The organism is Pseudomonas koreensis (assembly GCF_024169245.1).
GTDB lineage: Bacteria > Pseudomonadota > Gammaproteobacteria > Pseudomonadales > Pseudomonadaceae > Aquipseudomonas > Aquipseudomonas koreensis_F.
In genome coordinates, this window is sequence record NZ_JALJWP010000001.1 from 539,480 (window position 1) to 566,082 (window position 26,603).

Annotated in this window: 30 protein-coding genes; 14 read left to right on the forward strand and 16 right to left on the reverse strand. The window is 61.9% G+C overall.

All coding sequences use genetic code 11. From position 1 onward, the window contains the following. Window positions 1-35: 35 nt before the first annotated feature. Complete coding sequence (locus J2Y90_RS02490; RefSeq protein ID WP_253496204.1) at window positions 36-827, reverse strand: YfaP family protein; 792 nt, start codon at window positions 825-827, stop codon at window positions 36-38. A 277-nt stretch (window positions 828-1,104) separates the two neighbouring features. Here J2Y90_RS02490 and J2Y90_RS02495 point away from each other — a divergent pair, with 277 nt between their 5' ends. The 5 genes from J2Y90_RS02495 to J2Y90_RS02515 all read left to right on the forward strand — a co-directional run bounded on the left by J2Y90_RS02495 (window position 1,105) and on the right by J2Y90_RS02515 (window position 7,487). Next, window positions 1,105-2,238 (forward strand): Fic family protein, encoded by a 1,134-nt coding sequence (locus J2Y90_RS02495; protein WP_253496206.1) that lies wholly within the window; start codon window positions 1,105-1,107, stop codon window positions 2,236-2,238. A 105-nt stretch (window positions 2,239-2,343) separates the two neighbouring features. After that, window positions 2,344-2,586 (forward strand): exodeoxyribonuclease VII small subunit, encoded by a 243-nt coding sequence (locus tag J2Y90_RS02500; RefSeq protein ID WP_016772991.1) that lies wholly within the window; start codon window positions 2,344-2,346, stop codon window positions 2,584-2,586. Further along, a complete protein-coding gene (gene ispA, locus J2Y90_RS02505; RefSeq protein WP_253496208.1) occupies window positions 2,583-3,470 on the forward strand; it encodes a (2E,6E)-farnesyl diphosphate synthase in 888 nt (295 codons plus the stop codon). The genes J2Y90_RS02500 and ispA overlap by 4 nt, the downstream gene beginning before the upstream one ends. Before the next feature lie 91 nt (window positions 3,471-3,561). Continuing rightward, the gene (gene dxs / locus J2Y90_RS02510) at window positions 3,562-5,460 is read left to right on the forward strand and encodes a 1-deoxy-D-xylulose-5-phosphate synthase (protein WP_253496210.1); all 1,899 of its coding nucleotides are present in this window, start codon (window positions 3,562-3,564) and stop codon (window positions 5,458-5,460) included. A gap of 140 nt (window positions 5,461-5,600) precedes the next feature. Then, window positions 5,601-7,487 (forward strand): TonB-dependent receptor domain-containing protein, encoded by a 1,887-nt coding sequence (locus tag J2Y90_RS02515; RefSeq protein ID WP_253496213.1) that lies wholly within the window; start codon window positions 5,601-5,603, stop codon window positions 7,485-7,487. Between the two features lie 105 nt (window positions 7,488-7,592). On the opposite strand, the gene J2Y90_RS02520 is transcribed toward J2Y90_RS02515, so the two are convergent. From J2Y90_RS02520 to nrdR, 12 genes are all read right to left on the reverse strand, one after another. Further along, entirely contained in the window at window positions 7,593-8,393 is an 801-nt protein-coding gene (locus J2Y90_RS02520; protein WP_253496215.1) for a cobalamin-binding protein, read from the reverse strand. After that, entirely contained in the window at window positions 8,393-8,812 is a 420-nt protein-coding gene (locus J2Y90_RS02525; RefSeq protein WP_253496217.1) for an MFS transporter, read from the reverse strand. Before J2Y90_RS02525 ends, J2Y90_RS02520 begins: the two co-directional genes overlap by 1 nt. Next, window positions 8,809-9,426 (reverse strand): GTP cyclohydrolase II, encoded by a 618-nt coding sequence (gene ribA / locus J2Y90_RS02530; protein ID WP_041477692.1) that lies wholly within the window; start codon window positions 9,424-9,426, stop codon window positions 8,809-8,811. Before ribA ends, J2Y90_RS02525 begins: the two co-directional genes overlap by 4 nt. Before the next feature lie 253 nt (window positions 9,427-9,679). Next, the gene (locus tag J2Y90_RS02535; RefSeq protein WP_253496219.1) at window positions 9,680-10,417 is read right to left on the reverse strand and encodes a substrate-binding periplasmic protein; all 738 of its coding nucleotides are present in this window, start codon (window positions 10,415-10,417) and stop codon (window positions 9,680-9,682) included. A 25-nt stretch (window positions 10,418-10,442) separates the two neighbouring features. Then, window positions 10,443-10,946, reverse strand: a complete 504-nt coding sequence (locus J2Y90_RS02540) for a phosphatidylglycerophosphatase A family protein (RefSeq protein ID WP_253496222.1) — start codon at window positions 10,944-10,946, stop codon at window positions 10,443-10,445. Beyond that, entirely contained in the window at window positions 10,943-11,908 is a 966-nt protein-coding gene (gene thiL / locus J2Y90_RS02545) for a thiamine-phosphate kinase (protein ID WP_253496224.1), read from the reverse strand. Before thiL ends, J2Y90_RS02540 begins: the two co-directional genes overlap by 4 nt. A 27-nt stretch (window positions 11,909-11,935) precedes the next feature. After that, window positions 11,936-12,436, reverse strand: coding sequence for a transcription antitermination factor NusB (nusB, locus tag J2Y90_RS02550; protein ID WP_024014489.1), 501 nt, complete (start codon window positions 12,434-12,436; stop codon window positions 11,936-11,938). Continuing rightward, the gene (gene ribH / locus J2Y90_RS02555; RefSeq protein WP_253496226.1) at window positions 12,433-12,909 is read right to left on the reverse strand and encodes a 6,7-dimethyl-8-ribityllumazine synthase; all 477 of its coding nucleotides are present in this window, start codon (window positions 12,907-12,909) and stop codon (window positions 12,433-12,435) included. The genes nusB and ribH overlap by 4 nt, the downstream gene beginning before the upstream one ends. Before the next feature lie 90 nt (window positions 12,910-12,999). Next, window positions 13,000-14,091 carry a bifunctional 3,4-dihydroxy-2-butanone-4-phosphate synthase/GTP cyclohydrolase II gene (ribBA, locus tag J2Y90_RS02560; protein ID WP_186546749.1) on the reverse strand — a complete coding sequence of 364 codons (1,092 nt, stop codon included), beginning with the start codon at window positions 14,089-14,091 and terminating at the stop codon, window positions 13,000-13,002. Window positions 14,092-14,107: 16 nt separating this feature from the next. Then, window positions 14,108-14,773: a riboflavin synthase gene (locus tag J2Y90_RS02565; protein ID WP_253496228.1), complete on the reverse strand. Its 666-nt coding sequence runs from the start codon at window positions 14,771-14,773 to the stop codon at window positions 14,108-14,110. A 47-nt stretch (window positions 14,774-14,820) separates the two neighbouring features. After that, entirely contained in the window at window positions 14,821-15,954 is a 1,134-nt protein-coding gene (gene ribD, locus J2Y90_RS02570) for a bifunctional diaminohydroxyphosphoribosylaminopyrimidine deaminase/5-amino-6-(5-phosphoribosylamino)uracil reductase RibD (RefSeq protein WP_253496230.1), read from the reverse strand. Then, entirely contained in the window at window positions 15,951-16,415 is a 465-nt protein-coding gene (nrdR, locus tag J2Y90_RS02575; RefSeq protein ID WP_007910946.1) for a transcriptional regulator NrdR, read from the reverse strand. Before nrdR ends, ribD begins: the two co-directional genes overlap by 4 nt. Before the next feature lie 128 nt (window positions 16,416-16,543). Between nrdR and J2Y90_RS02580 the strand changes: the two genes are divergently transcribed. The 3 genes from J2Y90_RS02580 to trxA all read left to right on the forward strand — a co-directional run bounded on the left by J2Y90_RS02580 (window position 16,544) and on the right by trxA (window position 18,732). Then, the gene (locus tag J2Y90_RS02580; RefSeq protein ID WP_123420068.1) at window positions 16,544-17,008 is read left to right on the forward strand and encodes a YbaY family lipoprotein; all 465 of its coding nucleotides are present in this window, start codon (window positions 16,544-16,546) and stop codon (window positions 17,006-17,008) included. After that, complete coding sequence (locus J2Y90_RS02585; RefSeq protein ID WP_253496232.1) at window positions 17,005-17,658, forward strand: class I SAM-dependent methyltransferase; 654 nt, start codon at window positions 17,005-17,007, stop codon at window positions 17,656-17,658. The genes J2Y90_RS02580 and J2Y90_RS02585 overlap by 4 nt, the downstream gene beginning before the upstream one ends. A gap of 201 nt (window positions 17,659-17,859) precedes the next feature. Then, window positions 17,860-18,732: a thioredoxin gene (trxA, locus tag J2Y90_RS02590; RefSeq protein WP_253496234.1), complete on the forward strand. Its 873-nt coding sequence runs from the start codon at window positions 17,860-17,862 to the stop codon at window positions 18,730-18,732. A gap of 88 nt (window positions 18,733-18,820) precedes the next feature. Here trxA and J2Y90_RS02595 read toward each other — a convergent pair whose 3' ends face one another. Beyond that, window positions 18,821-19,180 (reverse strand): hypothetical protein, encoded by a 360-nt coding sequence (locus J2Y90_RS02595; RefSeq protein WP_253496236.1) that lies wholly within the window; start codon window positions 19,178-19,180, stop codon window positions 18,821-18,823. Between the two features lie 128 nt (window positions 19,181-19,308). Between J2Y90_RS02595 and J2Y90_RS02600 the strand changes: the two genes are divergently transcribed. From J2Y90_RS02600 to J2Y90_RS02625, 6 genes are all read left to right on the forward strand, one after another. Continuing rightward, complete coding sequence (locus J2Y90_RS02600; RefSeq protein WP_253496238.1) at window positions 19,309-19,875, forward strand: hypothetical protein; 567 nt, start codon at window positions 19,309-19,311, stop codon at window positions 19,873-19,875. A gap of 154 nt (window positions 19,876-20,029) precedes the next feature. Beyond that, complete coding sequence (locus J2Y90_RS02605) at window positions 20,030-20,623, forward strand: DUF2796 domain-containing protein (protein ID WP_253496240.1); 594 nt, start codon at window positions 20,030-20,032, stop codon at window positions 20,621-20,623. A 143-nt stretch (window positions 20,624-20,766) separates the two neighbouring features. Beyond that, entirely contained in the window at window positions 20,767-21,477 is a 711-nt protein-coding gene (locus J2Y90_RS02610; RefSeq protein WP_253496242.1) for an ABC transporter ATP-binding protein, read from the forward strand. Window position 21,478: 1 nt separating this feature from the next. Then, window positions 21,479-22,744, forward strand: coding sequence for an ABC transporter permease (locus tag J2Y90_RS02615; protein WP_253496243.1), 1,266 nt, complete (start codon window positions 21,479-21,481; stop codon window positions 22,742-22,744). An 11-nt stretch (window positions 22,745-22,755) separates the two neighbouring features. Then, on the forward strand, window positions 22,756-23,274 hold the full coding sequence (locus J2Y90_RS02620) for a DUF3299 domain-containing protein (RefSeq protein ID WP_024014502.1): 519 nt from the start codon (window positions 22,756-22,758) through the stop codon (window positions 23,272-23,274). A gap of 195 nt (window positions 23,275-23,469) precedes the next feature. After that, window positions 23,470-24,168 (forward strand): OmpW/AlkL family protein, encoded by a 699-nt coding sequence (locus tag J2Y90_RS02625; protein WP_253496245.1) that lies wholly within the window; start codon window positions 23,470-23,472, stop codon window positions 24,166-24,168. Between the two features lie 354 nt (window positions 24,169-24,522). On the opposite strand, the gene J2Y90_RS02630 is transcribed toward J2Y90_RS02625, so the two are convergent. Then, entirely contained in the window at window positions 24,523-25,455 is a 933-nt protein-coding gene (locus J2Y90_RS02630) for an NAD-dependent epimerase/dehydratase family protein (RefSeq protein ID WP_253496247.1), read from the reverse strand. Then, window positions 25,448-26,332: a sugar nucleotide-binding protein gene (locus J2Y90_RS02635; protein WP_041477681.1), complete on the reverse strand. Its 885-nt coding sequence runs from the start codon at window positions 26,330-26,332 to the stop codon at window positions 25,448-25,450. The genes J2Y90_RS02630 and J2Y90_RS02635 overlap by 8 nt, the downstream gene beginning before the upstream one ends. Window positions 26,333-26,603: the final 271 nt, after the last annotated feature.

Below are 26,603 nucleotides of genomic sequence, written 5' to 3' on the forward strand. Positions count from 1 at the left end.
GTTCACAACATCCGAGTTCATCCGTGGCGGGATGCTTAATAGTTGAAAGTCTTGACCAGCAACAGATCACCGATCGCCCGCAGGGGCACGATGAAGGTTTCGCGTTTTTCGTCGACGGTGTTTTCGTTGAGCACCAGGGTGATCTGCGAGGTGATCACCTCGTTCTGGTTGCTGGTCTCCTCGAAGTTATAGCCACCATCGCCGTAGTTGCCCCAATAGTTGACGTAGACCAGATAGGTGCCGTGCAGCGGCGCGGTCATGGTGAACATTTCCGGGCCGGGGCCGTCGACGCCATCCGGGTCGAGGCCGCCGCCATTGCTCAGCGCCGGCCGGGCCCAAAAGGCATGCTGACCGTCGGGGGTGACAATATGCAGATCCAGCTCGGCTTTCGGGTCGTCCCATCCCAAGACAAGACGAATCCGCGCCGGGGTGCGCAGATTATTTGCTTCATAAAATTGCACGCGCTTGAGCGACTGGCCTTCGGCGCTGATCACTTCGACGCTATTGGAACCCGCACCGAATGCGTAAGGCCGGGCGAAACGCCCCTGATCGTCGGTGTACAAATTCAATGGATTGCCGTTGACGGCGAGGCTGTGCGGCGGGCGCATGCGCCCCAGGGCCTTGAGCTGGCCCTGGATCATCGTGCGATTGCGCTGGATGCCGCGATCGATCGGCGGCGTCGGGTAGGCGACCTGCGGATTTTCCGAGCGATCGAGCAAGCCGTGATAACGCCAGCCGCCGACCGGCTCGGACAATTGCGCAGTCGGCGCGGCCCACAGCGCAGACGCGCAGGCGAGGCCAATCAGCAGCAAAAGAAATGAACGCATGTGACGCCTCCTGCCATGCCTTGAACGAAACCTTGCACCCGATCCTCGGTACTTCACAGCGGTGAACTGCGTTTCGTCTGAATGACCCGCAACAGTCGGGCCGTAGAAGCCGCGAAGAGTAGCGATTCGGCAGTTTTTTAACAATCGGATACATGTGTGATTGCTGTAGGAATTGCGCCGCCAGGTAGACGGTGAGCCGAATAGCCGGCATATTCGGCTCACCAAATGAGCCGAATAGCGCTGTTATTCGGCTCACGCATGTAGGAAAAGATGATCGATGACCGCGCACTGGATCTGGCAACAACCCGATTGGCCTGACTTCAACTGGCAAGCCGAGCGCCTCGCACCGCTGCTGCGCGAGTGCGTGCAGACACAGGGCCGACTCTTGGGAATGGCCGGCTCAGTGGGCGATTCGATGAGCGCACAGAGCGAGCTCGATGCGTTGCTTCAGAACATCGTCACCTCCTCCGCCATCGAAGGTGAGCAACTGAATGTCGGCTCCGTGCGTTCTTCTCTGGCCCGGCGCCTGGGTCTGGAATGGATTGATCGCGATAGCGTCAGCCAGCGTAGCGAGGGCTTGGCGCAATTGATGCTCGATGCCACCCATGGCTTCGACGAGCCGCTGACTCTGGCCCGATTGCTGGAATGGCACAGCTGGCTTTTCCCCGCCGAGGAAACGATGTTCAACGCGCGGCCAATGCTCGTCGGTACCTTGCGCGGCGACGAACCGATGCAGGTGGTGTCCGGACGGCTCGACCGGCCAACGGTTCACTTTGAGGCGCCACCGCGCCGAGGGCTGGAACAGCAAATCGAGCGATTCTTGAACTGGTTCGAAGCCAGCCGCGACCAGGTTTCGGTGGATCCGCTGTTGCGCGCAGGCATTGCGCATTTCTGGTTTGTCACTCTGCATCCTTTCGATGACGGCAACGGTCGTCTGACTCGCACCATCACCGATCTGGCACTGGCTCAGGGCGAAGCGCAGGCGATCCGCTTCTACGCCATGTCCGCGAGCATTCTCGAGGATCGAACCGGTTATTACCGGATTCTGGAATCCAGCCAAAAGGCCACGCTCGATATCACCGAATGGCTGACCTGGTTTTTGCAGACACTGCTGCGCAGCCTCCAGCAAGCCATCACCCGGATAGACTCGGTGTTGGGCAAGACTCGCTTCTGGCAGGCGCACCGCGAATCCGACCTTTCAGCGGAGCAGATCAAGGTGCTCAATCGCTTGCTCGACGGCGGTGAGCGCGGTTTCGAACAGGGCCTGAGTGCCGGGCACTATCAAGCTGTTGCGAAAGTGTCCAAAGCCACCGCGACCCGACATCTCGCCGAGTTACTGGAGAAAGGTTGCCTGCGACGCTTGCCGGGCGGCGGACGCAGTACGCGTTACAAAATCAACTACCCGCAATGACTCGCCGACCATAAGGGAGAGGGTTGGCGATGGCCCGCTCATTTGCCCATACCCCCCCTATCTGCTAGTGTCGCGCCGGTTTAACGTCAACCGGAAATCGCCGCCATGGCCCGCAAAAAAGCTGCACTGGATTTCGAACAGTCCCTCGCCGACCTGCAAACACTGGTCGAGCGTCTGGAGAACGGTGAATTGTCGCTGGAAGACTCGCTGACCGCTTTCGAGCAGGGCATCGGCCTGACCCGTGACTGCCAGGCGGCGCTGGCCCAGGCCGAGCAGAAAGTGCAGGTGCTGCTGGAGCGCGATGGCGAGCTCGCCGAGGAACCCTTCGACGCGGATGAGCCAGAATGATCGCAGCGTATTCAGCGAGCAGTCAGGCCCGGGTCAACGCGGCGCTGGAGACCCTGTTCAACGCGCCGTTGCCGGAACTGGCGCGGCTCTACGAAGCGATGCACTACAGCGTGATGAACGGCGGCAAACGCGTGCGTCCGTTGTTGGCTTACGCCGCGTGCGAGGCCCTCGGTGGCCAGGCCGAACAGGCCAGCGGCGCGGCGTGTGCGGTCGAATTGATTCACGCCTATTCGCTGGTGCACGACGATCTGCCGGCGATGGACGACGACGATCTGCGTCGCGGCCAGCCGACGACCCACAAGAAATTCGACGAAGCCTGCGCGATTCTCGCCGGTGACGGCTTGCAGAGCTTGGCCTTCAGCGCTCTGCTCGACCCGCGCCTGAGCGATTGCAGCAGCGAAATCCGTCTGCAGATGGTCACTGCGCTGGCCCATGCCGCCGGCCCGGCGGGCATGGTCGGTGGTCAGGCCATCGATCTCGGTTCGGTCGGCCTCAAGCTCGATCAAAAAGCCCTCGAACAGATGCACCGGCACAAGACCGGCGCGCTGATTGAAGTCAGCGTCAAGCTCGGCGCCCTGGCCAGCGGCCGCGCCCAACCCGAGCAGCTACAGGCCTTGCAGACTTATGCACAGGCCATCGGCCTGGCATTTCAGGTGCAGGACGACATTCTCGACGTCGAAAGCGATACCGCCACCCTCGGCAAACGTCAGGGCGCCGACATTGCCCGCGATAAACCGACCTACCCGGCACTGCTCGGCCTCGACGCCGCCAAGGCCTACGCCTTGGAGCTGCGCGATCAGGCCCTGCAGGCGCTGCGACCGTTTGACGCGGCCGCCGAGCCGTTGCGCGAGCTGGCCCGGTATATCGTCGAGCGGCGCAACTGACGGCGTATCGGCCAAAAAAGACCAACGCGTGGGCAGGGGGCGATGCATCAGGTAAACTGCCGCATCTTTTATACCTATAACGATTCGCCTGATGCCCACGACGTTTCATGAGATTCCCCGCAAGCGCCCGACCACGCCCCTGCTCGACCGCGCGAACACGCCGGACGGCCTGCGCCGGTTAGGCGAAGCCGAGCTGGAAACCCTGGCCGATGAGTTGCGCCTGGAATTGCTCTACACGGTCGGCCAGACCGGTGGGCATTTCGGTGCCGGCCTGGGCGTGATCGAGCTGACCATCGCGCTGCATTACGTCTTCGACACCCCGGACGACCGTCTGCTGTGGGACGTCGGGCATCAGGCGTATCCGCACAAGATCCTCACCGGTCGCCGCGAGCGCATGGCCAGCCTGCGTCAGAAGGACGGCATCGCCGCGTTCCCGCGTCGCTCCGAGAGCGAGTACGACACCTTTGGCGTCGGCCACTCCAGCACCTCGATCAGCGCAGCGCTGGGCATGGCCATTGCCGCCCGCCTGCAGGACAGCGATCGCAAGGCCATCGCGGTGATCGGCGACGGTGCGCTGACCGCCGGCATGGCGTTCGAGGCGCTCAACCATGCGCCGGAAGTCAACGCCAACATGCTGGTGATCCTCAACGACAACGACATGTCGATCTCGCGCAACGTAGGCGGCCTGTCGAATTATCTGGCGAAGATCCTTTCCAGCCGCACCTACGCGAGCATGCGCGAGGGCAGCAAGAAAGTCCTGTCGCGCCTGCCCGGCGCCTGGGAAATCGCCCGTCGCACCGAAGAATACGCCAAAGGCATGCTGGTCCCCGGCACCCTGTTCGAAGAGCTGGGCTGGAACTACATCGGCCCGATCGACGGCCACGACTTGCCAACCTTGATCGCCACGCTGCGCAACATGCGCGATCTCAAAGGCCCGCAGTTCCTGCACATCGTCACCAAGAAAGGCAAAGGCTTCGCCCCGGCGGAAGTCGACCCGATCGGTTACCACGCCATTACCAAACTCGAACCTCTGGACGCCCCGGCCGCTGCGCCGAAAGCCGCCAGCGGGCCGAAGTATTCGGCGGTGTTCGGCGAGTGGCTGTGCGACATGGCGACGGCTGACGCTCGCCTGGTCGGGATCACCCCGGCGATGAAGGAAGGCTCGGATCTGGTGGCGTTCAGCGAGCGTTTCCCCGAGCGTTATTTCGACGTGGCGATTGCCGAGCAACACGCGGTGACGTTCGCCGCCGGCATGGCGTGCGAAGGCGCGAAACCGGTGGTGGCGATCTACTCGACGTTCCTGCAACGCGGTTACGACCAGTTGGTACACGACGTCGCGGTGCAGAACCTCGACGTGCTGTTCGCCATCGACCGCGCCGGTCTGGTCGGCGAAGACGGCCCGACCCATGCCGGCAGCTTCGACCTGTCTTACCTGCGCTGCATCCCGGGCATGCTCATCATGACCCCGAGCGATGAAAACGAACTGCGCAAGATGCTCACCACCGGCCACCTCTACAACGGCCCGGCAGCAGTGCGTTACCCACGCGGCAGCGGGCCGAATGCAGTCATCGAAAAAGATCTCGAAGCGATCGAAATCGGCAAGGGCATCGTCCGTCGTCAGGGGAGCAAGGTCGCCATGCTGGTGTTCGGTGTGCAACTGAGCGAAGCCTTGAAAGTCGCCGAGAAGCTCGACGCCACCGTGGTGGACATGCGTTTCGTCAAACCATTGGATGAAGCACTGGTGCGCGAGATCGCCGGTAGTCACGAATTGATCGTGACCATCGAAGAGAACGCGATCATGGGCGGCGCCGGCGGCGCGGTCAGCGAGTTTCTCGCCCGCGAGAACATTCTCAAGTCGATGCTGCATCTGGGCTTGCCGGATATTTATGTCGAGCACGCAAAACCGGCGCAGATGCTCGCCGAGTGCGGGCTGGATGAGGCCGGGATCGAAGCGTCGATTCGCCAGCGGCTGGATTTGCTCAACAGCTGACGCAATCCTTTGTAGGAGCTGCCGAAGGCTGCGATCTTTTGATCTTGCTCTTCGGCAGCTCCGGAACCTTTAAAAAGCAAAATCAAAAGATCGCAGCCTTCGGCAGCTCCTACATGGTTTTGCAAAGACCATAGATTGCCATGAACCTCTCGCGCCTCGCCCTGCCCTTCCTCCTGCTGCCCAGCGCCAGTGCTGTCGCCGACACATTCGAACGCGACCAAGCGCTGAAGCTGCCGGACACGCTGATCAGCGCCAATCGTCAGGTCGAGGCGCGCAACGACAGCAGCGCCGCCAACACCGTGTTCACCCGCGAAGACATTGATCGCCTGCAACCAAGCGACGTGCCCGATCTGCTGCGGCGCGTGCCTGGCGTGCAAGTGGCGCAGACCGGCGGGCGCGGCAGTCTGCCGGGGATCTACATTCGCGGCACGCAGTCGGCGCAGAGCCTGGTGCTGGTCGATGGCCAGCGCATCGGCAACTCGACCTCCGGCGACAGCAACCTGCAACACCTGAACATCGAGCAAATCGAGCGCGTCGAAGTGCTGCGCGGTTCGCGCTCGGTGATTTACGGCAGCGACGCGATTGGCGGGGTGATCCAGATCTTCACCCGACGCGGCACCGAGCAAGGCATGCAGCCACGCCTGCATCTGGGCTTCGGCAGTCAGCAGACATGGGAGCGCAGCCTCGGCTTGTCCGGCGGCGACGAGAAGACCCGCTTCAACCTCGGCGCCAGCCTTGATGAAACTGCCGGGATCGACCGTACCCACGACTCGTATCCAAGCGACAGCGATCATGACGCTTACCGCAACAAATCCCTCAGCCTGAGCCTCAGCCACGCGCTGACCGAGGGCATCGAAGTCGGCGCCAATCTGCTGGATAACCGTGGCAGGAGCGAATTCGACAATCCGTTTGGCCGCTTCGACATGGACACGTTCGAGTCGGTGCAACAGCAGCCCTACAGCGACTTCAATGTCAGCAGCGTCAGCAGTTATGTCGATGCGCGGGTTAACGAAACCTGGAAAACCCGCGTTGAATTCGGCCACAGCGAAAACCGCGAGAGGACTTTCGACAAGCTCAGTGACGAGCGCACGGTATTCAACACCTATCGCGACTCGGTGAACTGGCAGAACGACCTGACGCTCGACACACGCAACAGCCTGATCCTCGGCGGCGGCTGGTACGAAGACCGGGTCAACAGCAGCACTGCGTTCGATGAAGACAGCCGCTGGAACCGCGCCGCGTTCATCCAGCATCGTTATCAGGCGGACAGTTTCTCCACCGAGATCGGCCTGCGCCACGACGACAATCAGCAGTTCGGCAGCCAAAACACCTGGAGTGGCACCTTCACCCTGCCGCTCAATCCGGATAACGACGTGCTGCTGAGCTACAGCGAAGGTTTCCGCGCGCCGACCTTCAACGACCTGTACTACCCGGATTTCAGCAATCCCGACCTGAAGCCGGAAACCTCGAAAAGCTATGAGCTGCAATGGCGCAGTCAACTGAGCGACAGCGCGCGTCTGGAAGCCTCGATTTACCGCACCGACCTGGAAGACGCGATCATCTTCGGCAGCAACTCACGCCCGCAGAACGTTGCGTCGGCGCGGATCAATGGCTTTGAAGCGGCGCTGAAGCAGGAGCTGTTTGGCTGGCAGAGCAATCTCGGCGTGGCGATCATTGACCCGCGAGATCGCGATACCGGGCATACGCTGGCGCGACGGGCGCGGCGCACGGCCAGTTGGGATCTTGATCGGCAGTTCGATCGCTTGGGTGTGGGCGCCAGTTGGCAATTGGTCAGCGGCAGTTACGACGACTTGAACAACACCCAGGCGCTGGGTGGCTACGGCACACTCGGATTGCGCAGCAGTTGGGCACTGAACCGTGAGATCAAGCTGGATCTTAAGGTGGATAACCTGCTGGACAAGGGTTACAGCCGGGCGAACTACAGCTATGACGGCGCGCAGTATGGCTATCGCGAGGAAGGTCGAGCGTGGATGTTCGGGGTGACATGGACCCCGGAAATTCGCTGAGATCCAATGTAGGAGCTGCCGAAGGCTGCGATCTTTTGATCTTGATCTTCGGCGGCTCCGACACCGCCAAAAACAAAGTCAAAAGATCGCAGCCTTCGGCAGCTCCTACATGTCCGGCGCGATCAATTGGCAGAGCTTGGCGGTCGCACTGATCATCTGACCACTGGGCCTTTCCAGACCTTTATCACTGACCAGCAACAACCGCCCCTGCCTGACCGCCGCCACCTGCGGCCAGGCCTTCCACGCCCCTAGCTGGGCCTGATCACCGACGACAATCACCTCGGGATCACGCTGCAATACCGCCTCGACACTCACCTGCGGCGCCGGCAGATTCAGGTCGGCGAACACATTGCGCGCGCCGCACACCTCGAGCGCATCGCTGATGATCTGCCCGCCACCGACGGTGTACAGCGGCTTGTCCCAGACTTGATAGAAAACCCGTAGCGGTTCGTCACGGCGATAACGCTGGCGCAGATCATTCAGCTGCTTGCGCAATTCGGTCGCTCGTTTCGCCCCACGTTCAGGACGCCCGAGCTGTCCGGCAATGGCCTCAATCTGTGTTGCCAGTTGCGCCAACGTGAGCGGCTCGGCGACGAAGGTGGGGATGTTCAGACGTTTGAGCTGATCACGCTGCCCCGCGCCGACACTGCCGGGCCAGAGCAGCAACAAGTCCGGCTGGAGACTGAGCAGGCGTTCCATGTCGAGCTGACCATAGCGCCCCACGGAGGGAACATTGGCAATCGCCGCCGGCCGCTCGCCCGCATCCAGTACGCCGACCAGCAGGTCGGCGGAATCCAGTTCAACGACGATTTCAGACAGCGAGGGCGCGAGGCTGACCACCCGCAATGCAGCCAGCGCCGGGCTGCTCAGGGCGAGCAGCAGAACCGCCAGCCACAGCCGACGCATCAACCGAGTTGACGCGGAATACGGTAGAGGTAGAACAGCACTGCGGTCGACAGCGCCAGCAGCATCAACGGCACGGCTTCGAGGCCGACGAACACCGCCAGCGCGCCAGTCCACGCCGGCAAAGACGCCACCAGCAACGCCGCACGCCGACGCGCCGCAAGCGCAATCCAGGCGGCGGGTTCATCGGCAGTATCGAGGGCTTTTTGCGTGGCGATCAGCGCGTGTTTGTAGCGAGCAAAGTACTTCAGGCTGACAAACATCGAGGCCACGCCAGCGATGAACAAAGGCATCGCCAGCACCGGCAACAAGCCTTGGCCTTCGCCAAACAGCGCATTGAGCACGAACAGCGGCAACAGGGCCAACGCCAGGTATTGCCACCAGGCCACCGACAACCGCCGCCGCACCTGGCCGCGGGTCACGCGCGGTCGGCCTCGCCCTGATGCTCGTTGCCCATCATATGGTCGAGCTTGCTGGCCTTGGTCGCCAGGTAGAGTTTGTTGTGCGGATTGTGGCCGGTGTGCAGCGGCACGCGTTCGGCGACGACGATGCCCATGTCGGTCAGCGCTTTGACCTTGCGCGGGTTGTTGGTCATCAAGCGCAGGGATTTCACGCCTAGGTGTTCGAGCATCGGCAGGCACATGGCGTAGTCGCGCTGATCGGCAGCAAAGCCCAGACGCTCGTTGGCTTCCACGGTGTCGGCGCCGCCGTCCTGCAACTCGTAGGCGCGAATCTTGTTCAGCAGCCCGATGCCGCGGCCTTCCTGACGCAGATACAGCAGCACGCCACGGCCTTCGCGGGCGATAGCCTGCAGCGCGGCTTCCAGTTGCGAGCCGCAGTCGCAACGCTGGCTGAACAAGGCATCGCCGGTCAGGCATTCGGAGTGCAGGCGACCGAGTACCGGGGCACCGTCGGCAATCTCACCGAGGCTCAACACGACGTGCTCACGCCCGGTGCTCTCATCAAGAAAGCCGTGCATGGTGAATTGCGCAAAAGGCGTTGGCAGCTTGGAAGCGGCGACGAAGACGACAGGCACCGATGTGCTCCTGATCTAGAAGACTGAAAATTCGCAGGCCGGCATTGTAACAGCAGGTTCCTGTAGACGCTTAGGCTGAATTATCGGGCATAACGATCAAAATGTTTGATGACAATGCCGCTGACCCCCTGCCCTCTGTAGGAGCTGTCGAGTGCAACGAGGCTGCGATCTTTTGATCTGCTGCTTGTAGATCAAGATCAAAAGATCGCAGCCTCGTTGCACTCGTCAGCTCCTACAAGGTATGTGGTCGGCTTCAGTTCGGGTTGAACGGATACGGCTGCTGCCACTTCTCGAAGATCGGTTTCAGCTCTCCGCTCTTGACCAGTTCCGCCATGCGCCGGTCATACAGCGCCATCAACGTCCGGGCCTGCGCGGTATCGGCGAAACCGAGAAACAGCGGCAATTCAGCCAGATGCGAATAACGGTACTGCGTCGGATCCGCGGCATCGCGCACAACCGCCTGAACCTCGGTCAGTGCGTCGATGTAGTAATCGGCCCGTCCCTGCTTGAGCATCAGCAGAATGCCGGTGCGCCGTTCGATCTGGTTGAAGCGCTTGATGTTCGGCAGATAATTTTCGTAGCGGTAGCCGCGCACCCAGGCCAGGCGGTATTTGCCCAAAGTCGCCTGGGTCGGCGGCGGGCTGCTCGCCAGGCCCAGCGCGTAGACGTGATCGGAATCGAATTTCCACTGCGGGTACAGCACCTGCGTGGCTTCGTCGCGGTAGGAGCCGACCAGCGCGTCGACTTCCTTCAACTGCACCAGCCCGATCGAACGGGTGTACGGCACGGTGCGAATGTCCAGCATCACCCCGGCCGGTTCGAACACTTTGCGCAGAACGTCCCAGGCCAGACCATGACCATCAGCGGCGGTGTAGTCTTCCCATTCTTCGCTGGCCAGATGGATAACCGCAGGCACAGGCGAGGCGGCCTGCGCATGGGCGAACGTGCCCAGCAGAGCCAGAACCAGCAGCGCCAAGCCGCGTCGCAGCATTGCTTGTTTCCTCACGTGAGTCGAATCAGGCAAATATCCATACCAGCCCTTGCATCGCCGCCCATGCAAACACGCCGGCCAGCACATCGTCGAGCATGATGCCGACGCCGCCGTGCACATGTTTATCGATCCAGCGGATCGGCCACGGTTTGAGAACATCGAAGAAGCGGAACACCAGAAAACCGGCGAGCAGCCAGTACCAGCCTTCCGGCACCAGCCACAAGGTTATCCACATGCCGACCATTTCGTCCCAGACGATGCCTTCGTGGTCGTGCACGCGCAAATCGTCGGCCACTTTGCCGCACAGCCAGAAGCCGAACAGCATGGTGATGCCGAGCATCAGCCAGTAACCCCAGTCGGGGAGCATCTGCCACAACGGAATGAACGGCAGCGCCACCAGCGAGCCCCACGTGCCAGGCGCCTTGGGCAAGGTGCCGGAGCCGAAGCCGAATGCGAGGAAATGCCACGGATTGCGCCAGACCGAAGGAGGCACGAACTCGGCAGGAACCTGTTTCGGGTGATCTGTCACGGTGTCTCCTGAAAATGTTGGTAGCCGCGAATTTGCGGGGTGATGTCGCGCCCATCGCGATCCAGCAGAACCACGCCGTCGCCCGACGCCACACGCCCGATCACATGGATCGGCCAGCCGTCGCCCTGCAGTGCCGGCAACTCGGCGGACGGCAAGGTGAAGGCCAGCACGTAGTCATCGCCTCCGCTCAATGCCGCGCGCTCGGCACCGCGCTGACCGAGAAATGCGACTAAAGCATCCGACAACGGTACGCGCTCGCGTTCAATCTCAAGTCGTACCTTCGATGCCAGCGCGATATGCCCGCAATCGGCGAGCAGGCCGTCGGAGATGTCCAGCGCCGCCGTGGCCTTGCCGCGCAGGGCCAGACCGAGCGCCAGTTGTGGTTGCGGCGACCAGTAATGATCGAGCAGAGGCTGGCCGACCTCGGGCGCGGCATCACGCTGGCCCAGCACCAGCGGCAAGGCGCCGGCAGCGTTGCCCAGTTCGCCGCCGACGCAGAGCAGATCACCGGCCTGCGCACCGCTGCGGGTCAAGGCCTGACCAGCCGGTACGCGGCCGAACACGGTGACGGTCAGGCTCAACGGCCCGCGCGTGGTGTCGCCGCCGACCAGGGATACGCCGCAGCCTTGCGCCATGTGGTTCAAACCACGGGCATAGGCTTGCAGCCAATCGGCAGTCACCGTCGGTAAAGTCAGGGCAAGGGTAAAGGCAACGGGCGTGGCGCCCATGGCGGCCAGATCGCTGACCGCGACGGCCAGCGAGCGCTGACCGAGCAGAAACGGATCGCAGGGGTCGGCGAAATGCACACCGGCCACCAGCGTATCGGTGGAAACCGCCAGCTGTTCCCCAGCGGGAACCGCCAGCAAGGCGCAGTCGTCGCCGATCCCCAAAGCAACGCCTTCGCCGCCCTGCGCACAAGGCGCGGCGGCGAAGAAATTGCGGATCAGCTCAAACTCGCCCATGGCCGAGGAAAAGTATTCAAGCGCCGATCAGCGCTTGAACGCCTTCACTTCAGCTTCACGCAGGCGCGGGGCCAGCTTGTCGAGCACGCCGTTGACGAACTTGTGGCCGTCGGTCGAACCGAACACCTTGGCCAGCTCGATACCTTCGTTGATCACAACGCGGTACGGCACGTCGACGCGCTTGAGCAGCTCCCAGGTCGACAGGCGCAGAACCGCCAGTTCAACCGGGTCCAGCTCTTCGATCGCCAAATCCAGGCACGGCGTCAGGGCGGTGTCGATTTCGGTCTTGAACTGCGGAACCCCGTGGAGGATTTCGCGGAAGTAGGCACCGTCGACATCGGTGAAATCGTTATCAACGCGAAACTGCGCTTCGATCTCGTTCAGCGATTGCCGGGCCATGTGCCACTGGTACAGTGCCTGGGTCGCGAGCTGACGGGCTTCGCGACGCTTGGCGCTCTTCGACGGCTTGCCGGCATCCGCAGGTTTCGGATCGCGCGGGTTGAAACGATCGCTTTCGTCGCTAATCACTTGGCCTCCAACTGCGCCAGCAGGCTGACCATTTCCAGAGCGGACAGGGCAGCTTCGGCACCTTTGTTACCGGCCTTGGTGCCGGAACGTTCGATGGCTTGTTCGATGGAATCAACGGTCAGCACGCCGAATGCGACCGGTACGCCGAATTCCATGGAGACCTGGGCCAGGCCTTTGGTGCACTCGCCAGCCACGTATTCGAAGTGCGGAGTACCGCCACGAATGACCGCGCCGAGGGCGATGATGGCTGCGAACTCGCCTTTCTGGGCGACTTTCTGCGCAACCAGCGGGATTTCGAAGGCGCCCGGGGCGCGGATGATGGTGATGTCGCTTTCGCTCACGCCGTGGCGAACCAGGGCATCAACGGCACCGCTGACCAGGCTTTCAACCACGAAGCTGTTGAAGCGGCCCACTACCAGAGCGTAGCGGCTTTTAGGGGCGATGAAGGTACCTTCGATGGTCTTCAGGGTCATTCGTCAGTTCTCTTAAAGAGCCGGGACGCGTCTGCTACGCGTCCCTCAGTGATTATTTGCCGCGAATCGGAGTCCGGAAACAGCCGGTCATTATTCGGAGGGCACGTATTCTACAACTTCCAGATCGAAACCGGATATCGCATTGAACTTCATCGGTGCCGACATCAAGCGCATTTTGCGCACGCCGAGGTCTCGCAGGATCTGCGAACCGGCACCGACGATGCTGTAGGTGGTCGGTTTTTTCGTCGGCGCCTGATCAGCGGTTTCACGGATATGCGCCAGCAGCACGTCGCCATCGAGCGGGTGACCGAGCAGCAGCACCACACCGCTGCCCGCCTCGGCGACCGCAGCCATGGCGGCGCGCAGGCTCCAGCGCCCCGGTTGCTTGACCATCAGCAGGTCGCGCAGCGGGTCCATGTTGTGCACACGAACCAGGGTCGGCTCTTCCGCGCAGACAGTGCCCAGCGTCAGGGCCATGTGCACGTCGCCTTCCACCGAATCACGATAGGTCACCAGGTTGAATTGGCCCAGTTCGCTGTCCAGCGGCTGCTCGGCAATCCGCTGAACGGTACGTTCGTGGATCATCCGGTAGTGAATCAGGTCGGCGATGGTGCCGATCTTGATGTTGTGTTCGGCGGCGAACGCTTCCAGTTCAGCGCGACGGGACATGGTGCCGTCGTCGTTCATCACTTCGCAGATCACCCCGCTCGGCTCGAAACCGGCCATGCGCGCCAGGTCGCAAGCGGCTTCGGTGTGGCCGGCGCGAGCGAGGGTACCGCCAGCCTGGGCCATCAGCGGGAAGATGTGGCCCGGGCTGACGATGTCTTCAGCCTTGGCGTCTTTGGCGGCTGCCGCTTGCACGGTGCGCGCGCGATCGGCGGCGGAGATGCCGGTGGTCACGCCTTCGGCGGCTTCGATCGAGACGGTGAACTTGGTGCCGAAACCGGAACCGTTGCGCGGCGCCATCAGCGGCAGCTTCAACAGTTCGCAGCGCTCGCGGCTCATCGGCATGCAGATCAGGCCACGGGCGTGCTTGGCCATGAAGTTGATGTGTTCGGCCTGGCAGCATTCGGCGGCCATGATCAGGTCGCCTTCGTTCTCGCGGTCTTCGTCATCCATGAGGATGACCATCTTGCCTTGGCGGATGTCTTCAACCAGTTCTTCGATGCTATTGAGCGCCACAAGGCACCCCCTTCAGTCAGGATTTGAGATAGCCGTTTTGGGCCAGAAAGCTTTCGGTGATGGTGCTGCCGGCGGTCTTTTCTGCAGCCTTGTCACCCAGCAGCAGACGCTCCAGATAACGCGCCAGCAAGTCGACTTCGAGATTCACCCGACGGCCCGGCTTGTACGCAGCCATGATGGTTTCGCTGAGGGTGTGTGGAATGATCGTCAGCAGGAATTCGGCGCCATCGACTTCGTTCACGGTCAGGCTGGTGCCGTCGACGGTGATCGAGCCTTTGTGGGCGATGTACTTGGCCAGTTCCTTCGGCGCGCGGATGCGAAATTCCACGGCGCGGGCATTGTCGCTGCGCGAGACCACTTCGCCGACGCCATCGACGTGACCGCTGACCAGATGCCCGCCGAGGCGAGTGGTCGGGGTCAGGGCTTTTTCCAGATTGACCGGGCTGCCGCTTTTCAGGTCATTCATGGCGGTGCAATCAAGGGTTTCGCGGCTGACGTCGGCGGCAAAGCCGTCACCCGGCAACTCGACGGCGGTCAGGCAAACGCCGTTGACCGCGATGCTGTCGCCGAGTTTGACGTCGCTCAGATCGAGCTTGCCGGTTGCGACGTGCACCCGCACATCACCGCCCTTTGGGGTCAGTGCGCGGATACTGCCGATGGATTCGATGATGCCGGTGAACATGGGGTTCTCCTTGAGAACGAGGCCAGCGCTAACGCAATGGCCGGGAATTATACGCGGGCTGAAGGGACAGGGATCGCAGTGACTCGCCAGTCATCGCCCACCGCACGGATTTCAGTGATTTTCAGCTCCGGCGCGTCCTTCATCTGCGCCAGCGGCCAGTCGAGTAACGGACGCGCCGTGGAGCCGAGAAACTTGCCGGCGATGAAGATCACGAATTCGTCGACCAGACCGAGTTGCGCAAAGGCGCCGGCCAGACGCGGACCAGCCTCGACCAGCACCTCGTTGGTGCCACGGTTGGCCAGTTCGATCAGCAGTTGATGCAAATCGACCTGGCCGTCGTCACCCGGCACGATCAGGCATTCCGGGCCGTTGGCGTATTGCTCTTCGACCGCAACACAGGTGGCGACCAGCGCCGGCCCGGCCTTGAAGAACGGCGCATCCAGCGGCACCCGCAAACGGCCGTCGATCAACACGCGCAATGGCGGGCGACTCATGGCCAGCGCAGTTTGTTCGCTGTCGAGACCGAGTTCGTCAGCGCGCACGGTCAGCCGTGCGCCATCGGCCAGCACCGTGTCGGCGCCGGTCAATACCACTGCCGCTTCGGCACGCAAACGCTGCACCGCAGAACGCGCCGCCGTGCCGGTGATCCACTGGCTCTCGCCGCTTTCCATCGCCGTGCGCCCGTCGAGGCTCATGGCCAACTTGACCCGCACGAACGGCAAGCCATGTTCCATGCGTTTCAGAAAACCTTGATTGAGCTTGCGTGCTTCCGCTTCCAGCACCCCACTTTCCGTGGCGATACCGGCCTCGGCCAAGCGCTGCAAACCACGTCCAGCGACTTGCGGATTGGGATCGCGCATCGCCGCCACGACCCGGGCAACGCCAGCGGTCACCAAGGCATCGGCACACGGTGGCGTGCGCCCGTGGTGGCTGCAAGGTTCGAGGGTCACGTACGCCGTCGCGCCCCGGGCCAGTTCACCGGCCGCGCGCAGGGCGTGGACTTCGGCATGGGGTTCGCCGGCGCGCTCATGCCAGCCTTCACCGACAATCTGTCCGTCACGCACCAGCACGCAACCGACCCGCGGATTGGGATGGGTGGTGTAGTGGCCCTTGCGCGCCAGCTCCAGCGCGCGGGCCATGAAATGCGCGTCGAGGATCGCCTGCTCGGCGGCGGTGGTCATTCTTTCACCGGTTCGCGGGCGAGGCGGTCGATCTCTTCGCGGAATTCGTTGAGGTCCTGAAAGCGCTTGTACACCGAAGCGAAACGGATATAGGCGACCTCATCAAGCTTTTGCAGCTCGGCCATCACTAGTTCGCCGACCACGAGGGATTTGACCTCGCGCTCGCCGGTGGCGCGCAGCTTGTGCTTGATGTGGACCAGAGAGGATTCGAGGCGCTCGACGCTGACCGGACGTTTCTCCAGCGCGCGCTGCATGCCGGCGCGGAGTTTTTCTTCGTCGAACGGTTGGCGGCTGCCGTCGGTTTTGATCAGGCGCGGCAACACCAGTTCGGCCGTCTCGAATGTCGTGAAACGTTCGCCGCAGGCCAGGCATTCACGCCGGCGGCGCACCTGTTCGCCCTCGGCGACCAGACGCGAGTCGATGACCTTGGTGTCGTTGGCACCGCAGAAGGGACAGTGCATGGTGGCTGGCAACAAAAAATGGGAGGGCCATGGTAGCGCATCCCCGTGGCAAGACAAGCCATAGGCTTTGCGGTATACAGAACGGCATGATCGTCTGATCCATGGAATTCATTCTGCCGGAGCCTCCAATGCCGTTACGTCCGCTCGTTTTGCTCAGTCTTTTCAGCCTGCTGGTGGCCTGTGGCAGCGACGCACCCAAGCCGCAACCGCCGACGCCAGGCCCCGCGCCACAGCAGGCGCAGAAAAAAGCCAAAGAGGCCGCCGAACTCGGCCCGCTGCCGGCGCATCAGCGCGAATTGAGCGGCACCCTGCAAGGCGTGCCGGCCGGCGCCGAAGTCGAACTGGCGCTGCTGGTGATCGACGAAAAGGACCGCCCGCAGCAACTGCTCGCCAGTTCCAGCCTGATCGGCAACAACCAGATCCTGCCGTTTCACCTGCGTTTCAATCCCGAAGCGTTCCCAGTCGGCGCACGGGTTGAACTGCGTGGTCGGGCCAGCCAGTCCGGGCAACTGATACTGCACCTGCCGTCCCAGACCATCACCCAACCGACCACCCAGGCGTTGGGCCAGCTGCAATTCGTCAAAGCGCCATGACGGCACCGCTCGACCTGCAACAGGCCTTGGGCGAATTGCTCGGCGACGCCAGACTGAAAGCCTGCGCGTTGCCGGGCACTGATTTGCAGCTGTGGCTGATCGACGGCGACAACATGGCCCGCGAGTTCAGTCAGGAAGAAACCCAGCGCATCCTGCACGAACCGCCGTACTGGAGTTTTTGCTGGGCCAGTGGTCTGGCGGTGGCGCGCTATCTGGCGGAGTTTCCCGAATGGGTTCGCGGCAAGCGGGTGCTGGATTTCGGCGCCGGTTCCGGAATTGCCGGGATCGCGGCGGTGAAGGCCGGGGCGCTGGAAGTGGTGGCTTGCGATCTCGATCCGTTGGCGATCGCCGCGTGCCGGGCGAATGCCGAGCTCAATGCTGTGCAGATGAACTACTCGACGGATTTCTTTGCCGAGGCCGATCGCTTCGATCTGATCCTGGTCGCCGACGTGTTGTACGACCGGGCCAATCTGCCGCTGCTCGATGCGTTTCTCAGTCGAGGGCGCGAGGCGCTGGTGGCGGACTCGCGGGTGCGGGATTTTCGTCATCCGCTGTATGAGCGCATTGAAATGCTCGAGGCGATGACCTTGCCGGATCTGGCCGAGCCTGAGGAATTCAGACATGTCAGCCTCTACCATGCGCGGCGCTAGCCAAAAGCTTCGCGAGCAAGCTCGCTCCCACAGTGCTTTGGGTGACCCACACAATCTGCGGATGGCCTCAATCCTGTGGGAGCGAGCTTGCTCGCGAAGGCATCCGCTCAGGCAATACGTTCCTCAAAAGCTGCCCGCTTCCGGCCACCCCCCACCAAGCCGTATAGTTGCTCCATTCAAGCTTCTTCGACGAGATCCCCCATGAGTCAGCAAACGCCGTACATCTTCGACGCCACGACTGCCGATTTCGACCAGTCAGTGATCGAAGCCTCCTTCAACAAACCGGTGCTGGTGGACTTCTGGGCCGAATGGTGTGCGCCGTGCAAGGCGTTGATGCCGATGCTGCAAGGCATTGCCGAGAGCTATCAGGGCGAGTTGCTGCTGGCCAAGGTCAATTGCGACCTCGAGCAGGACATCGTCGCCCGCTTCGGCATTCGCAGCCTGCCGACCGTGGTGCTGTTCAAGGACGGGCAACCGGTCGACGGTTTTGCCGGCGCACAACCGGAATCCGCCGTGCGCGCCCTGCTCGAACCGCATGTGCAGATGCCCCCGCCAGCCGCTGCCGACCCGTTCGAACAGGCCCAGGCGATGTTCGACGACGGTCGCTTCGCCGAGGCCGAAGCGGCGCTGGCCGCCATGCTCAATGAAGACAATACCAATGCCAGGGCGTTGATCCTTTACGCCCGCTGCCTGACCGAACGCGGTGAGCTGGGCGAAGCGCAAACCGTGCTCGACGCAGTCAAGAGCGATGAGCACAAAGCCGCACTCGCTGGTGCCAAGGCGCAGATCCAGTTCCTCGGCCTCGCCCGCGACCTGCCGGACGCCGCTGACCTGAAGAGTCGCCTGGCGCAAAATCCGCAGGATGATGAAGCGGTGTATCAACTGGCGATCCAGCAACTGGCGCGCCAGCAATACGAAGCGGCGCTGGACGCCTTGCTCAAACTGTTCATCCGCAACCGCAGCTACGGCGAAGGCCTGCCGCACAAGACCTTGCTGCAGGTGTTCGAGCTGCTGGGCAATGATCATCCGCTGGTGACGGTGTATCGCCGCAAGATGTTTGCTGCGCTTTATTAAGATCAAAAGATCGCAGCCTTCGGCAGCTCCTACAGGGGTGTACTCCATTCCAATGTAGGAGCTGCCGCAGGCTGCGATCTTTTGCGGTTCACTCGATCCAGCTGTAGAGCGGCGTATCCCCGCCGCTCACCACTTTCACGTCCGCACTGTGGCGCAGGCGCACCAGCAAACGCTTGCCCGCCGCAGCACTGCCGGTCAGCGCTTCCAACTGATCGAGCAGATCCGGCCCGCTGAGTTGCCCGGCCTTGCGCAACAAGTCTTTGGCCACCTGCCACAACGCATCGTCCTGATTCACCGGCTTCGCCGCCGGAGCCGGCGCATCCGCCTCAGACTGCGCAACCGGCGCCTGCCCGTTCAGCGCCGAACCGAGCCTGGCCCAATCGCTGTCATCCAGCTCCACCGTCAAATCCACCGGCACCTCGCCGACCGTTCCGCGTATCCGCAACATCGAGTTCGCTCCTGCAATTTTCTGATGTGCATGCTCCCACGGGACTTGTGCAACGCCAAGTAACGTTGTCCAGTGTGGCGGTTATCGAGCATTCATCTACAGTGTCCTTTTTCTCACAGCACCCTGTAATGAAACGAAGTTACTACGCCCTATTGATGACCCCACTCTTGCTCATCGTGGCATGGCGCATCTGGTTGCCTGCCGATCTTTCGGCTTGTCCCGCTGACGGGGAAACTGCAGGTCCACTGACCCTTGTTATTCGTGATTACTTTGAGCGCAATAGCCGGACCGACTGGCGAGACATGGATGATCGTTTCGACATACTTTCAACCCCCGAAGGCCAGAGCATAGCGAGTCAACCGAATTCACACACTTGCGAAGCATTGCGGGTACTGCAGAGTCCGGCGTTCAGTCAGAGTGAAAAAATCTTCACCATGGCACTGATGTTCAGACTGCCAATCGACCAGTACATGGCCCTGATGGATCGCAGTCATCAACTCTACACGCAGGGCAAAATGGATAAGGAGGTGCTGACTCTGGTGGTATTTCCGCGCGGAACAGCCATCAACTACTGGTGGCTTCCGGCTTGGCGACAGCGTTTCAGTCGCGATGCCCCGAGCGTGCTCGACGCAAATCTGATCAACGATGTTCTTTCGGGACGCTATTGGTTCGACTATCCCGGCGCAGGCTTCTGATTCTGCAAGCATGACATCCAATCCCAGCACCGCCCGCGAACTCATCCCGGGCGGTGCTTAGCCATGTCTTGCGCAATCCCAAGTGCACGGGCACACTCTGCGCACTTTCGTTATAAGATCACATAACAAACTTTTCATTTTTTCGGAGTTCGTCATGCGTCGTTTGCTGCTTGTTTTGCCGTTTGCCCTGTTGCCGCTGGCCGCTGCCCATGCGGTTGATGAGCATGATCACGATCATGAGCACGGCAGCCTCGGCGCCCACGAGCATGGCGTGGGTCGCCTGAATGCCGCGCTCGACGGTCAGACCCTGGAGCTGGAGCTGGAAAGCCCGGCGGTGAATCTGGTGGGTTTTGAACACGCGGCCACGTCGGACGCCGACAAGGCCAAAGTCGCCGCCGCTCGTGCGCAACTGGAAAAACCGCTGGCCCTTTTCAGCCTGCCCGCTGCGGCCGATTGCAAAGTGGTCAGCCAGGAACTGGAAAGCCCGCTGTTCGGCGACAAGCCGGACACCGATGATCACGACGAAGACGAAGCGGACAAGGACGGTCAAGAGCATCATCACGACCACAGCGAAATTCATGCGCATTACCAGCTCTCCTGCGCCACACCGGGTGCGCTGAACACGCTGAATCTGGCGAACATTTTCAAGACCTTCCCGGCGACGCAGAAGATTCAGGTACAACTGATCAGCGCAACCGGCCAGCAAGGCACGGAAGTGACGGCGAAATCGGCTGCGCTGAAATTCTGAAGCGAATGAAGAGCCTCTGTAGGAGCTGACGAGTGCAACGAGGCTGCGATCTTTTGATTGTAAAAAACCAGGATCAAAAGATCGCAGCCTCGTTGCACTCGTCAGCTCCTACAAGGCCCATGACCAACCATGAAATCGGTGCCATGACCCAAGCACTCATCGAACTTTCCGACCTGGGCTTCAACTGGCCCGGTCACCCGACGCTGCTGGACATCCCGGCGTTTCGTCTGGAAGCCGGCGAAACCCTGTTTCTCAAAGGCCCCAGCGGCAGCGGCAAGACCACGCTGCTCGGCCTGCTTGGCGGGGTGCAGAAGCCCGGTCGCGGCAGCATTCGCCTGCTCGGCCAGGAGCTGACCCAGCTTTCTGCCGGCAAGCGCGATACGTTCCGTGTCGATCACACTGGCTACATTTTCCAGCAGTTCAACCTGCTGCCGTTTCTCTCGGTGCGCGAGAACGTTGAGTTGCCGTGTCACTTCTCGAAACTGCGCGCGCAACGGGCGAAACAGCGCCACGGCAGCGTCGATCAAGCCGCCGCCACTCTGCTCGCGCACCTGGGCCTGAAGGATGAAAGCCTGCTCGGTCGCCGCGCCGATTCCTTGTCCATCGGCCAGCAGCAGCGCGTCGCCGCTGCCCGGGCGTTGATAGGCCAACCGGAACTGGTGATTGCCGACGAACCGACCTCGGCGCTGGATTACGACGCCCGCGAGAACTTCATTCGCCTGCTGTTCGCCGAATGCCGCGAGGCCGGATCGAGTCTGTTGTTCGTCAGCCACGACCAGAGCCTGGCGCCGCTGTTCGACCGTCACCTGTCCCTGGCCGAGCTTAACCGCGCCGCCACGTCTGCCGAGGTCTGAGATGTATCTGTTTCGTCTGGCCATGGCCAGTCTGGCCAACCGCCGTTTCACCGCATTGCTCACCGCTTTCGCCATCGCTCTTTCGGTGTGCCTGCTGCTGGCCGTCGAGCGCGTGCGCACCGAAGCCAAGGCCAGTTTCGCCAGCACCATCAGCGGCACCGACCTGATCGTCGGTGCCCGCTCCGGCTCGGTCAATCTGCTGTTGTATTCGGTGTTCCGCATCGGCAACGCCACCAACAACATTCGCTGGGACAGCTTCGAACACTTCGCCAGCAACCCGAAAGTGAAATGGGCGATCCCGATGTCCCTCGGCGATTCCCATCGCGGCTATCGCGTGATGGGCACCACCGAAGCCTACTTCCAGCACTACCAGTACGGGCGCCAACAACACCTGGCGCTGGCCGACGGTCGCGCGTTTGCGACAGATCCTTTCGAAGTGGTGCTGGGTGCCGAGGTCGCGGATGCGCTGCATTACAAGCTCGGTGACAAACTGGTGCTGGCCCACGGCGTGGCGGCGATCAGTCTGGTCAAGCACGACGACAAACCCTTCACCGTGGTCGGCATTCTCCAGCGCACCGGCACGCCGGTCGATCGCACGCTGCACATCAGCCTCGGCGGCATGGAGGCGATTCACATCGACTGGCACAACGGTGTGCCGGCGCGCGGCAACGGCAGGATCAGCGCTGATCAGGCGCGCAACATGGACCTGACGCCGCAAGCGATCACCGCGTTCATGCTCGGTCTCAACAGCAAGATCTCCACCTTTGCGTTGCAACGCGAGATCAACGAATACCGCGGCGAGCCGATGCTGGCGATCCTGCCGGGCGTGGCCTTGCAGGAATTGTGGAGCCTGATGAGCACCGCCGAAAAAGCGCTGTTCGTGGTCTCGCTGTTCGTTGTGCTGACCGGGTTGATCGGCATGCTCACGGCGATTCTCACCAGCCTCAACGAGCGCCGCCGCGAGATGGCGATTCTGCGTTCGGTGGGCGCGCGGCCGTGGCACATCGCAAGTCTGCTGGTGCTGGAAGCTTTCGCCCTGGCGCTGACCGGGGTGATTGCCGGGCTGGCGTTGCTGTACGTCGGCATCGCCGCTGCGCAAGGTTACGTGCAGGCCAACTATGGTTTGTTCCTGCCGCTGGCGTGGCCAAGCGAGTATGAATGGACGCTGCTCGGTGGCATTCTGGCGGCCGCGCTGCTGATGGGCAGCGTGCCGGCCTGGCGCGCGTATCGCCAATCCCTGGCCGATGGCCTGTCGATTCGTTTATGAGGATGTTCACCATGCCCCGCGCCCTCCTTGCGCTGCTGATGCTGGTTGCCCTGCCCGTGTGGGCCGCGGCGCCGAAAGACCTGACCTGGTCGGAAATGATCCCGCCGGACGCCGCGCCGGAAGTGCCGAACATGACCCCACTGCACGACCTGTCGAAGATGGGCGACGCACTCTCCGCCGAATCCGCGCCGGCGGCCAAGCAGGACATGCCGAACGCGCCGGTAGTGAAGAGCCTCGACGGGCAGAACATTCGCCTGCCGGGTTACATCGTGCCCCTGGAAGTCAGCGAAGAGGGACGCACCACGGACTTCTTGTTGGTGCCGTACTTCGGCGCCTGCATCCACGTACCGCCACCGCCGTCGAACCAGATCGTCCACGTGAAAAGCGAACTCGGCGTGAAGCTCGATGAGCTGTATCAGCCGTACTGGGTTGAAGGACCGTTACAGGTGAAAGCCTCGAGCAGTGAGCTGGCCGATGCCGGGTATCAGATGGAGGCGGAGAAGATTTATGCGTATGAGCTGCCGGAGTAGACTCCGGTAGATTTCAAGATCAAAAGATCGCAGCCTTCGGCAGCTCCTACATGGGATCGCATTTCAACTGTGGGAGCTGCCGAAGGCTGCGATCTTTTTGGGGGCATCACTGTTTCATTGAGCTGAGTCAAAACACCGTATCAGACGGCTTCGTACCCTTGGACATCGAATATTTTCATGTCTTTCGGAGCCCCCATGAACAAGTCCTTGCTCAGCGCCTCGCTGTTTGCCCTCGCGCTCACAGCCCCGCTCGCCCACGCCCACGAGGCTGGCGACATTCTCGTGCGCGCCGGCGCGATCACCGTCAACCCGAAGGCCGACAGCTCCAGCGTCAAGGTCGATCAGGGCCCACTGAGCGGCGCCAACCTGGGCGGCAAGGCGACCATGAGCAGCGACACCCAACTGGGTCTGAACTTCGCTTACATGCTCACCAACAACATTGGTATCGAGCTGCTCGCGGCGACGCCGTTCGAGCATGACGTCAAGCTCAAGGGCACCGCCCTGCCCGCCGCCAACGGCAAGCTCGGCACCCTGAAACACCTGCCGCCGACCCTTAGCGTCGTCTACTACCCACTGGATTCGAAATCGCCGTTCCAGCCCTATGTCGGTGGCGGCATCAACTACACCTGGATCTACGATGAACACGTCGGCAGCGAAGCCAGCGCCAACGGTTTCAGCAACTTCAAGGCGAAAAACTCCTGGGGCCTGGCCTGGCAGGTCGGCGCCGACTACATGATCACCGACAACATCATGCTCAACGCCCAGGTGCGCTACATCGATATCGACACCCGCGCGACCGTCGAGAACAACGCCGTCGCACCGGGCACCCGCGCGCGCGTGAATGTAGACGTCGATCCGTTCATCTACATGGTCGGTCTGGGCTATAAGTTCTAAGTCGATTTATACCGAACGTTCACGTGGTGGTGAATGAGGCTTGGTGGCGGGCGGGCACAGACCTGACGACGACCGTACGCAGTTGATCGGGGGATAACATTCCCTCTCCACAGGGATAGCGATATTCCGGCCGTGAAAAAGGCGCCTGATGAAGGGCGCCTTTTTCATGTCTGGGGATTGGTGGTGCGTTTTAGGTCCAGGCCCCTCACCCCAGCCCTCTCCCGGGGGAGAGGGAGCCGATTTATGTGTTCTTCAAAACCTGAGTTCGACTGGGTATCGCAAGTCGGGGTACTTCTCACAAACACCTCAGTCAGTTCCCTCTCCCCCTGGGAGAGGGCTAGGGTGAGGGGCTTCTCAGGAGCGCCCTAGCAAGCGCGCCAAGCCCACACTCATCGGCGTCTGCGACGGCATTTCAAAGCGCTGCAGCAAACGCCGGTTATCCGCCCGCGAGTGGCGGATATCGCCCGAACGTGCCGGCGCGTAACTCACGGGTGGCAGCTCGCCGACCACCGATTTCAACGCTTCAAGCATCTGCTTGAGGCTCATCGCCTGATTCCAGCCAACGTTGACCGCGCCTTCCTGCACTTCGGGCTTTTCCAGCGCCTGTACGAGCAAATCGACCAAGTCGCCGACATAGAGGAAATCGCGAGTCTGCTCGCCATCGCCAAACACGGTAATCGGCAAACCTTTCGACGCGCGTTCGCTGAAGATGCTGATCACCCCGGAGTACGGCGAGGACGGATCCTGGCGTGGACCAAAGATATTGAAGAAGCGAAAAATCGCCGGCTCGAGGCCATGCTGGCGACGGTAAAAATCGAAGTACTGCTCACCGGCCAGTTTGTCCGACGCATACGGTGTCAGTGGCGCCTTCGGGGTGTCTTCATCGATCGACTCGCCCTCGCCATTGTTGCCATACACGGCCGCGCTGGAGGCATACACCACACGTTTGACCCCGGCCAGGCGCATGGCTTCGCAGACATTCAGGGTGCCGATGAAATTGCTCTGGTGGGTTTTCACCGGATCGTCCACCGAGGCTTGCACCGAGGCCACCGCCGCCAGATGCGCAACAGCGCTGCAACCTTGCATGGCGCGGGCGACCAATGTGGCGTCGGCAACATCACCGACCACCAGTTCGACCCTGGGATTGTCCAGCGGCAGATTGCTGCGTTTGCCGGTCGACAGGTCGTCGAGCACCCGGACCGAATAGCCCTTGGCGAGCAAGGTATCGGTGAGGTGCGAACCGATGAATCCGGCTCCGCCAGTGATTAAAACCGTTCCTTCAGCCATGTCGGTAGAACCTGTCCAGTAAGCCAGGGAGTGCGGCACGCCAGGCGCGCGGCTTGATCCCGAAAGTGTGGAGAATTTTCTTGCAGGCCAGCACCGCGTGTTGTGGCTCTTCGGCAGCGTCCGGTCGCGCGGCGTGTGCCTGCGCGGTCGGTGCTTCGATCGCTAGCGGATGCAGGCTGCGTGCTTCGGTGAGAATCGCCTGGCCCAGCGCCAGCGGCGTGGTCGCTTCGTGGCCGGCGTAATGATAAGTGCCCCACAGCGGCGCGGCGCAGTCGAGTTGCTTGAGTACGGAAATGATCACCCGCGCCGCGTCATCGACCGGCGTGGGATTGCCGCGACGGTCATCGGCCAGCAGCAACTCTTCTGGTTTTTCCGCACGAGCGAGGAAGCGTCCGAGAGTGCCGTCCGGGCTGTCGTCGAGCAGCCAGCCAAAGCGCAGCAGCACATGTTGCGGGCAGGTTGCGCGAACGCTTTGTTCGATGCGCCACAAGGCCTGACCGCGCAGGCCCAGCGGCACCGGTTCGTCTTTTTCGCTGTAAGCCGTGGCCCGCGAGCCATCGAATACGCGATAGCTGGATGGTTGCACAAGGACGATGTTGTGGTGCTGGCACAGTTCGGCCAGACGCTCGATGGCGCGTTCCTGGCCGGTCATGCGGCTTTCGCTCACACTCTCGGCCTGGAACCAGTCGAAATAGTAGGCGAGGTTGATCAACGCATCGGGACGGGTGTCGTCGAGCAGTTGTGTGAGGCTCGCGGCATCCCAGCCGTTTTCGGGCGGGCGGGGGGCGAGGAAACCGATGTCTTCTTCCGCACCGAGGCGAATCAGCGCCTGCCCAAGGGCATTTCCGCCGCCCAGTAACATAAGGCGCATTCGCATAGAGTCAGCAGGCCCAGTCTGATTGGAACGATGGCTTTGACGACGGCACGCATGGCGCCGTGGTCGATCATTGCCGGAATCGTTGCATTTTGCGGGTTTAGTGCGCAACCGTCATCCGTAAAGTGTAGATCCGCAGATTTGCAGCGCTCCGGTTGGCCCTTTCGCGAGCAAGCTCGCTCCCACAAGTGAGATGCGTTCCCCTGTGGGAGCGAGCTTGCTCGCGAAGGGGCTCTGCCAGCCGCTGAAGATCCCCAGCGGTACTTGCATCTTC

Bases quoted from the DNA above. Each gene is read 5' to 3' on its own strand.
- J2Y90_RS02490 (WP_253496204.1), bottom strand. From the start codon at position 827: ATGCGTTCATTTCTTTTGCTGCTGATTGGCCTCGCCTGCGCGTCTGCG.
- J2Y90_RS02495 (WP_253496206.1), top strand. From the start codon at position 1,105: ATGACCGCGCACTGGATCTGGCAACAACCCGATTGGCCTGACTTCAAC.
- J2Y90_RS02500 (WP_016772991.1), top strand. From the start codon at position 2,344: ATGGCCCGCAAAAAAGCTGCACTGGATTTCGAACAGTCCCTCGCCGAC.
- ispA (WP_253496208.1), top strand. From the start codon at position 2,583: ATGATCGCAGCGTATTCAGCGAGCAGTCAGGCCCGGGTCAACGCGGCG.
- dxs (WP_253496210.1), top strand. From the start codon at position 3,562: ATGCCCACGACGTTTCATGAGATTCCCCGCAAGCGCCCGACCACGCCC.
- J2Y90_RS02515 (WP_253496213.1), top strand. From the start codon at position 5,601: ATGAACCTCTCGCGCCTCGCCCTGCCCTTCCTCCTGCTGCCCAGCGCC.
- J2Y90_RS02520 (WP_253496215.1), bottom strand. From the start codon at position 8,393: ATGCGTCGGCTGTGGCTGGCGGTTCTGCTGCTCGCCCTGAGCAGCCCG.
- J2Y90_RS02535 (WP_253496219.1), bottom strand. From the start codon at position 10,417: ATGCTGCGACGCGGCTTGGCGCTGCTGGTTCTGGCTCTGCTGGGCACG.
- thiL (WP_253496224.1), bottom strand. From the start codon at position 11,908: ATGGGCGAGTTTGAGCTGATCCGCAATTTCTTCGCCGCCGCGCCTTGT.
- ribH (WP_253496226.1), bottom strand. From the start codon at position 12,909: ATGACCCTGAAGACCATCGAAGGTACCTTCATCGCCCCTAAAAGCCGC.
- J2Y90_RS02565 (WP_253496228.1), bottom strand. From the start codon at position 14,773: ATGTTCACCGGCATCATCGAATCCATCGGCAGTATCCGCGCACTGACC.
- ribD (WP_253496230.1), bottom strand. From the start codon at position 15,954: ATGACCACCGCCGCCGAGCAGGCGATCCTCGACGCGCATTTCATGGCC.
- nrdR (WP_007910946.1), bottom strand. From the start codon at position 16,415: ATGCACTGTCCCTTCTGCGGTGCCAACGACACCAAGGTCATCGACTCG.
- J2Y90_RS02580 (WP_123420068.1), top strand. From the start codon at position 16,544: ATGCCGTTACGTCCGCTCGTTTTGCTCAGTCTTTTCAGCCTGCTGGTG.
- J2Y90_RS02585 (WP_253496232.1), top strand. From the start codon at position 17,005: ATGACGGCACCGCTCGACCTGCAACAGGCCTTGGGCGAATTGCTCGGC.
- trxA (WP_253496234.1), top strand. From the start codon at position 17,860: ATGAGTCAGCAAACGCCGTACATCTTCGACGCCACGACTGCCGATTTC.
- J2Y90_RS02595 (WP_253496236.1), bottom strand. From the start codon at position 19,180: ATGTTGCGGATACGCGGAACGGTCGGCGAGGTGCCGGTGGATTTGACG.
- J2Y90_RS02600 (WP_253496238.1), top strand. From the start codon at position 19,309: ATGAAACGAAGTTACTACGCCCTATTGATGACCCCACTCTTGCTCATC.
- J2Y90_RS02605 (WP_253496240.1), top strand. From the start codon at position 20,030: ATGCGTCGTTTGCTGCTTGTTTTGCCGTTTGCCCTGTTGCCGCTGGCC.
- J2Y90_RS02610 (WP_253496242.1), top strand. From the start codon at position 20,767: ATGACCCAAGCACTCATCGAACTTTCCGACCTGGGCTTCAACTGGCCC.
- J2Y90_RS02615 (WP_253496243.1), top strand. From the start codon at position 21,479: ATGTATCTGTTTCGTCTGGCCATGGCCAGTCTGGCCAACCGCCGTTTC.
- J2Y90_RS02620 (WP_024014502.1), top strand. From the start codon at position 22,756: ATGCCCCGCGCCCTCCTTGCGCTGCTGATGCTGGTTGCCCTGCCCGTG.
- J2Y90_RS02625 (WP_253496245.1), top strand. From the start codon at position 23,470: ATGAACAAGTCCTTGCTCAGCGCCTCGCTGTTTGCCCTCGCGCTCACA.
- J2Y90_RS02630 (WP_253496247.1), bottom strand. From the start codon at position 25,455: ATGGCTGAAGGAACGGTTTTAATCACTGGCGGAGCCGGATTCATCGGT.
- J2Y90_RS02635 (WP_041477681.1), bottom strand. From the start codon at position 26,332: ATGCGAATGCGCCTTATGTTACTGGGCGGCGGAAATGCCCTTGGGCAG.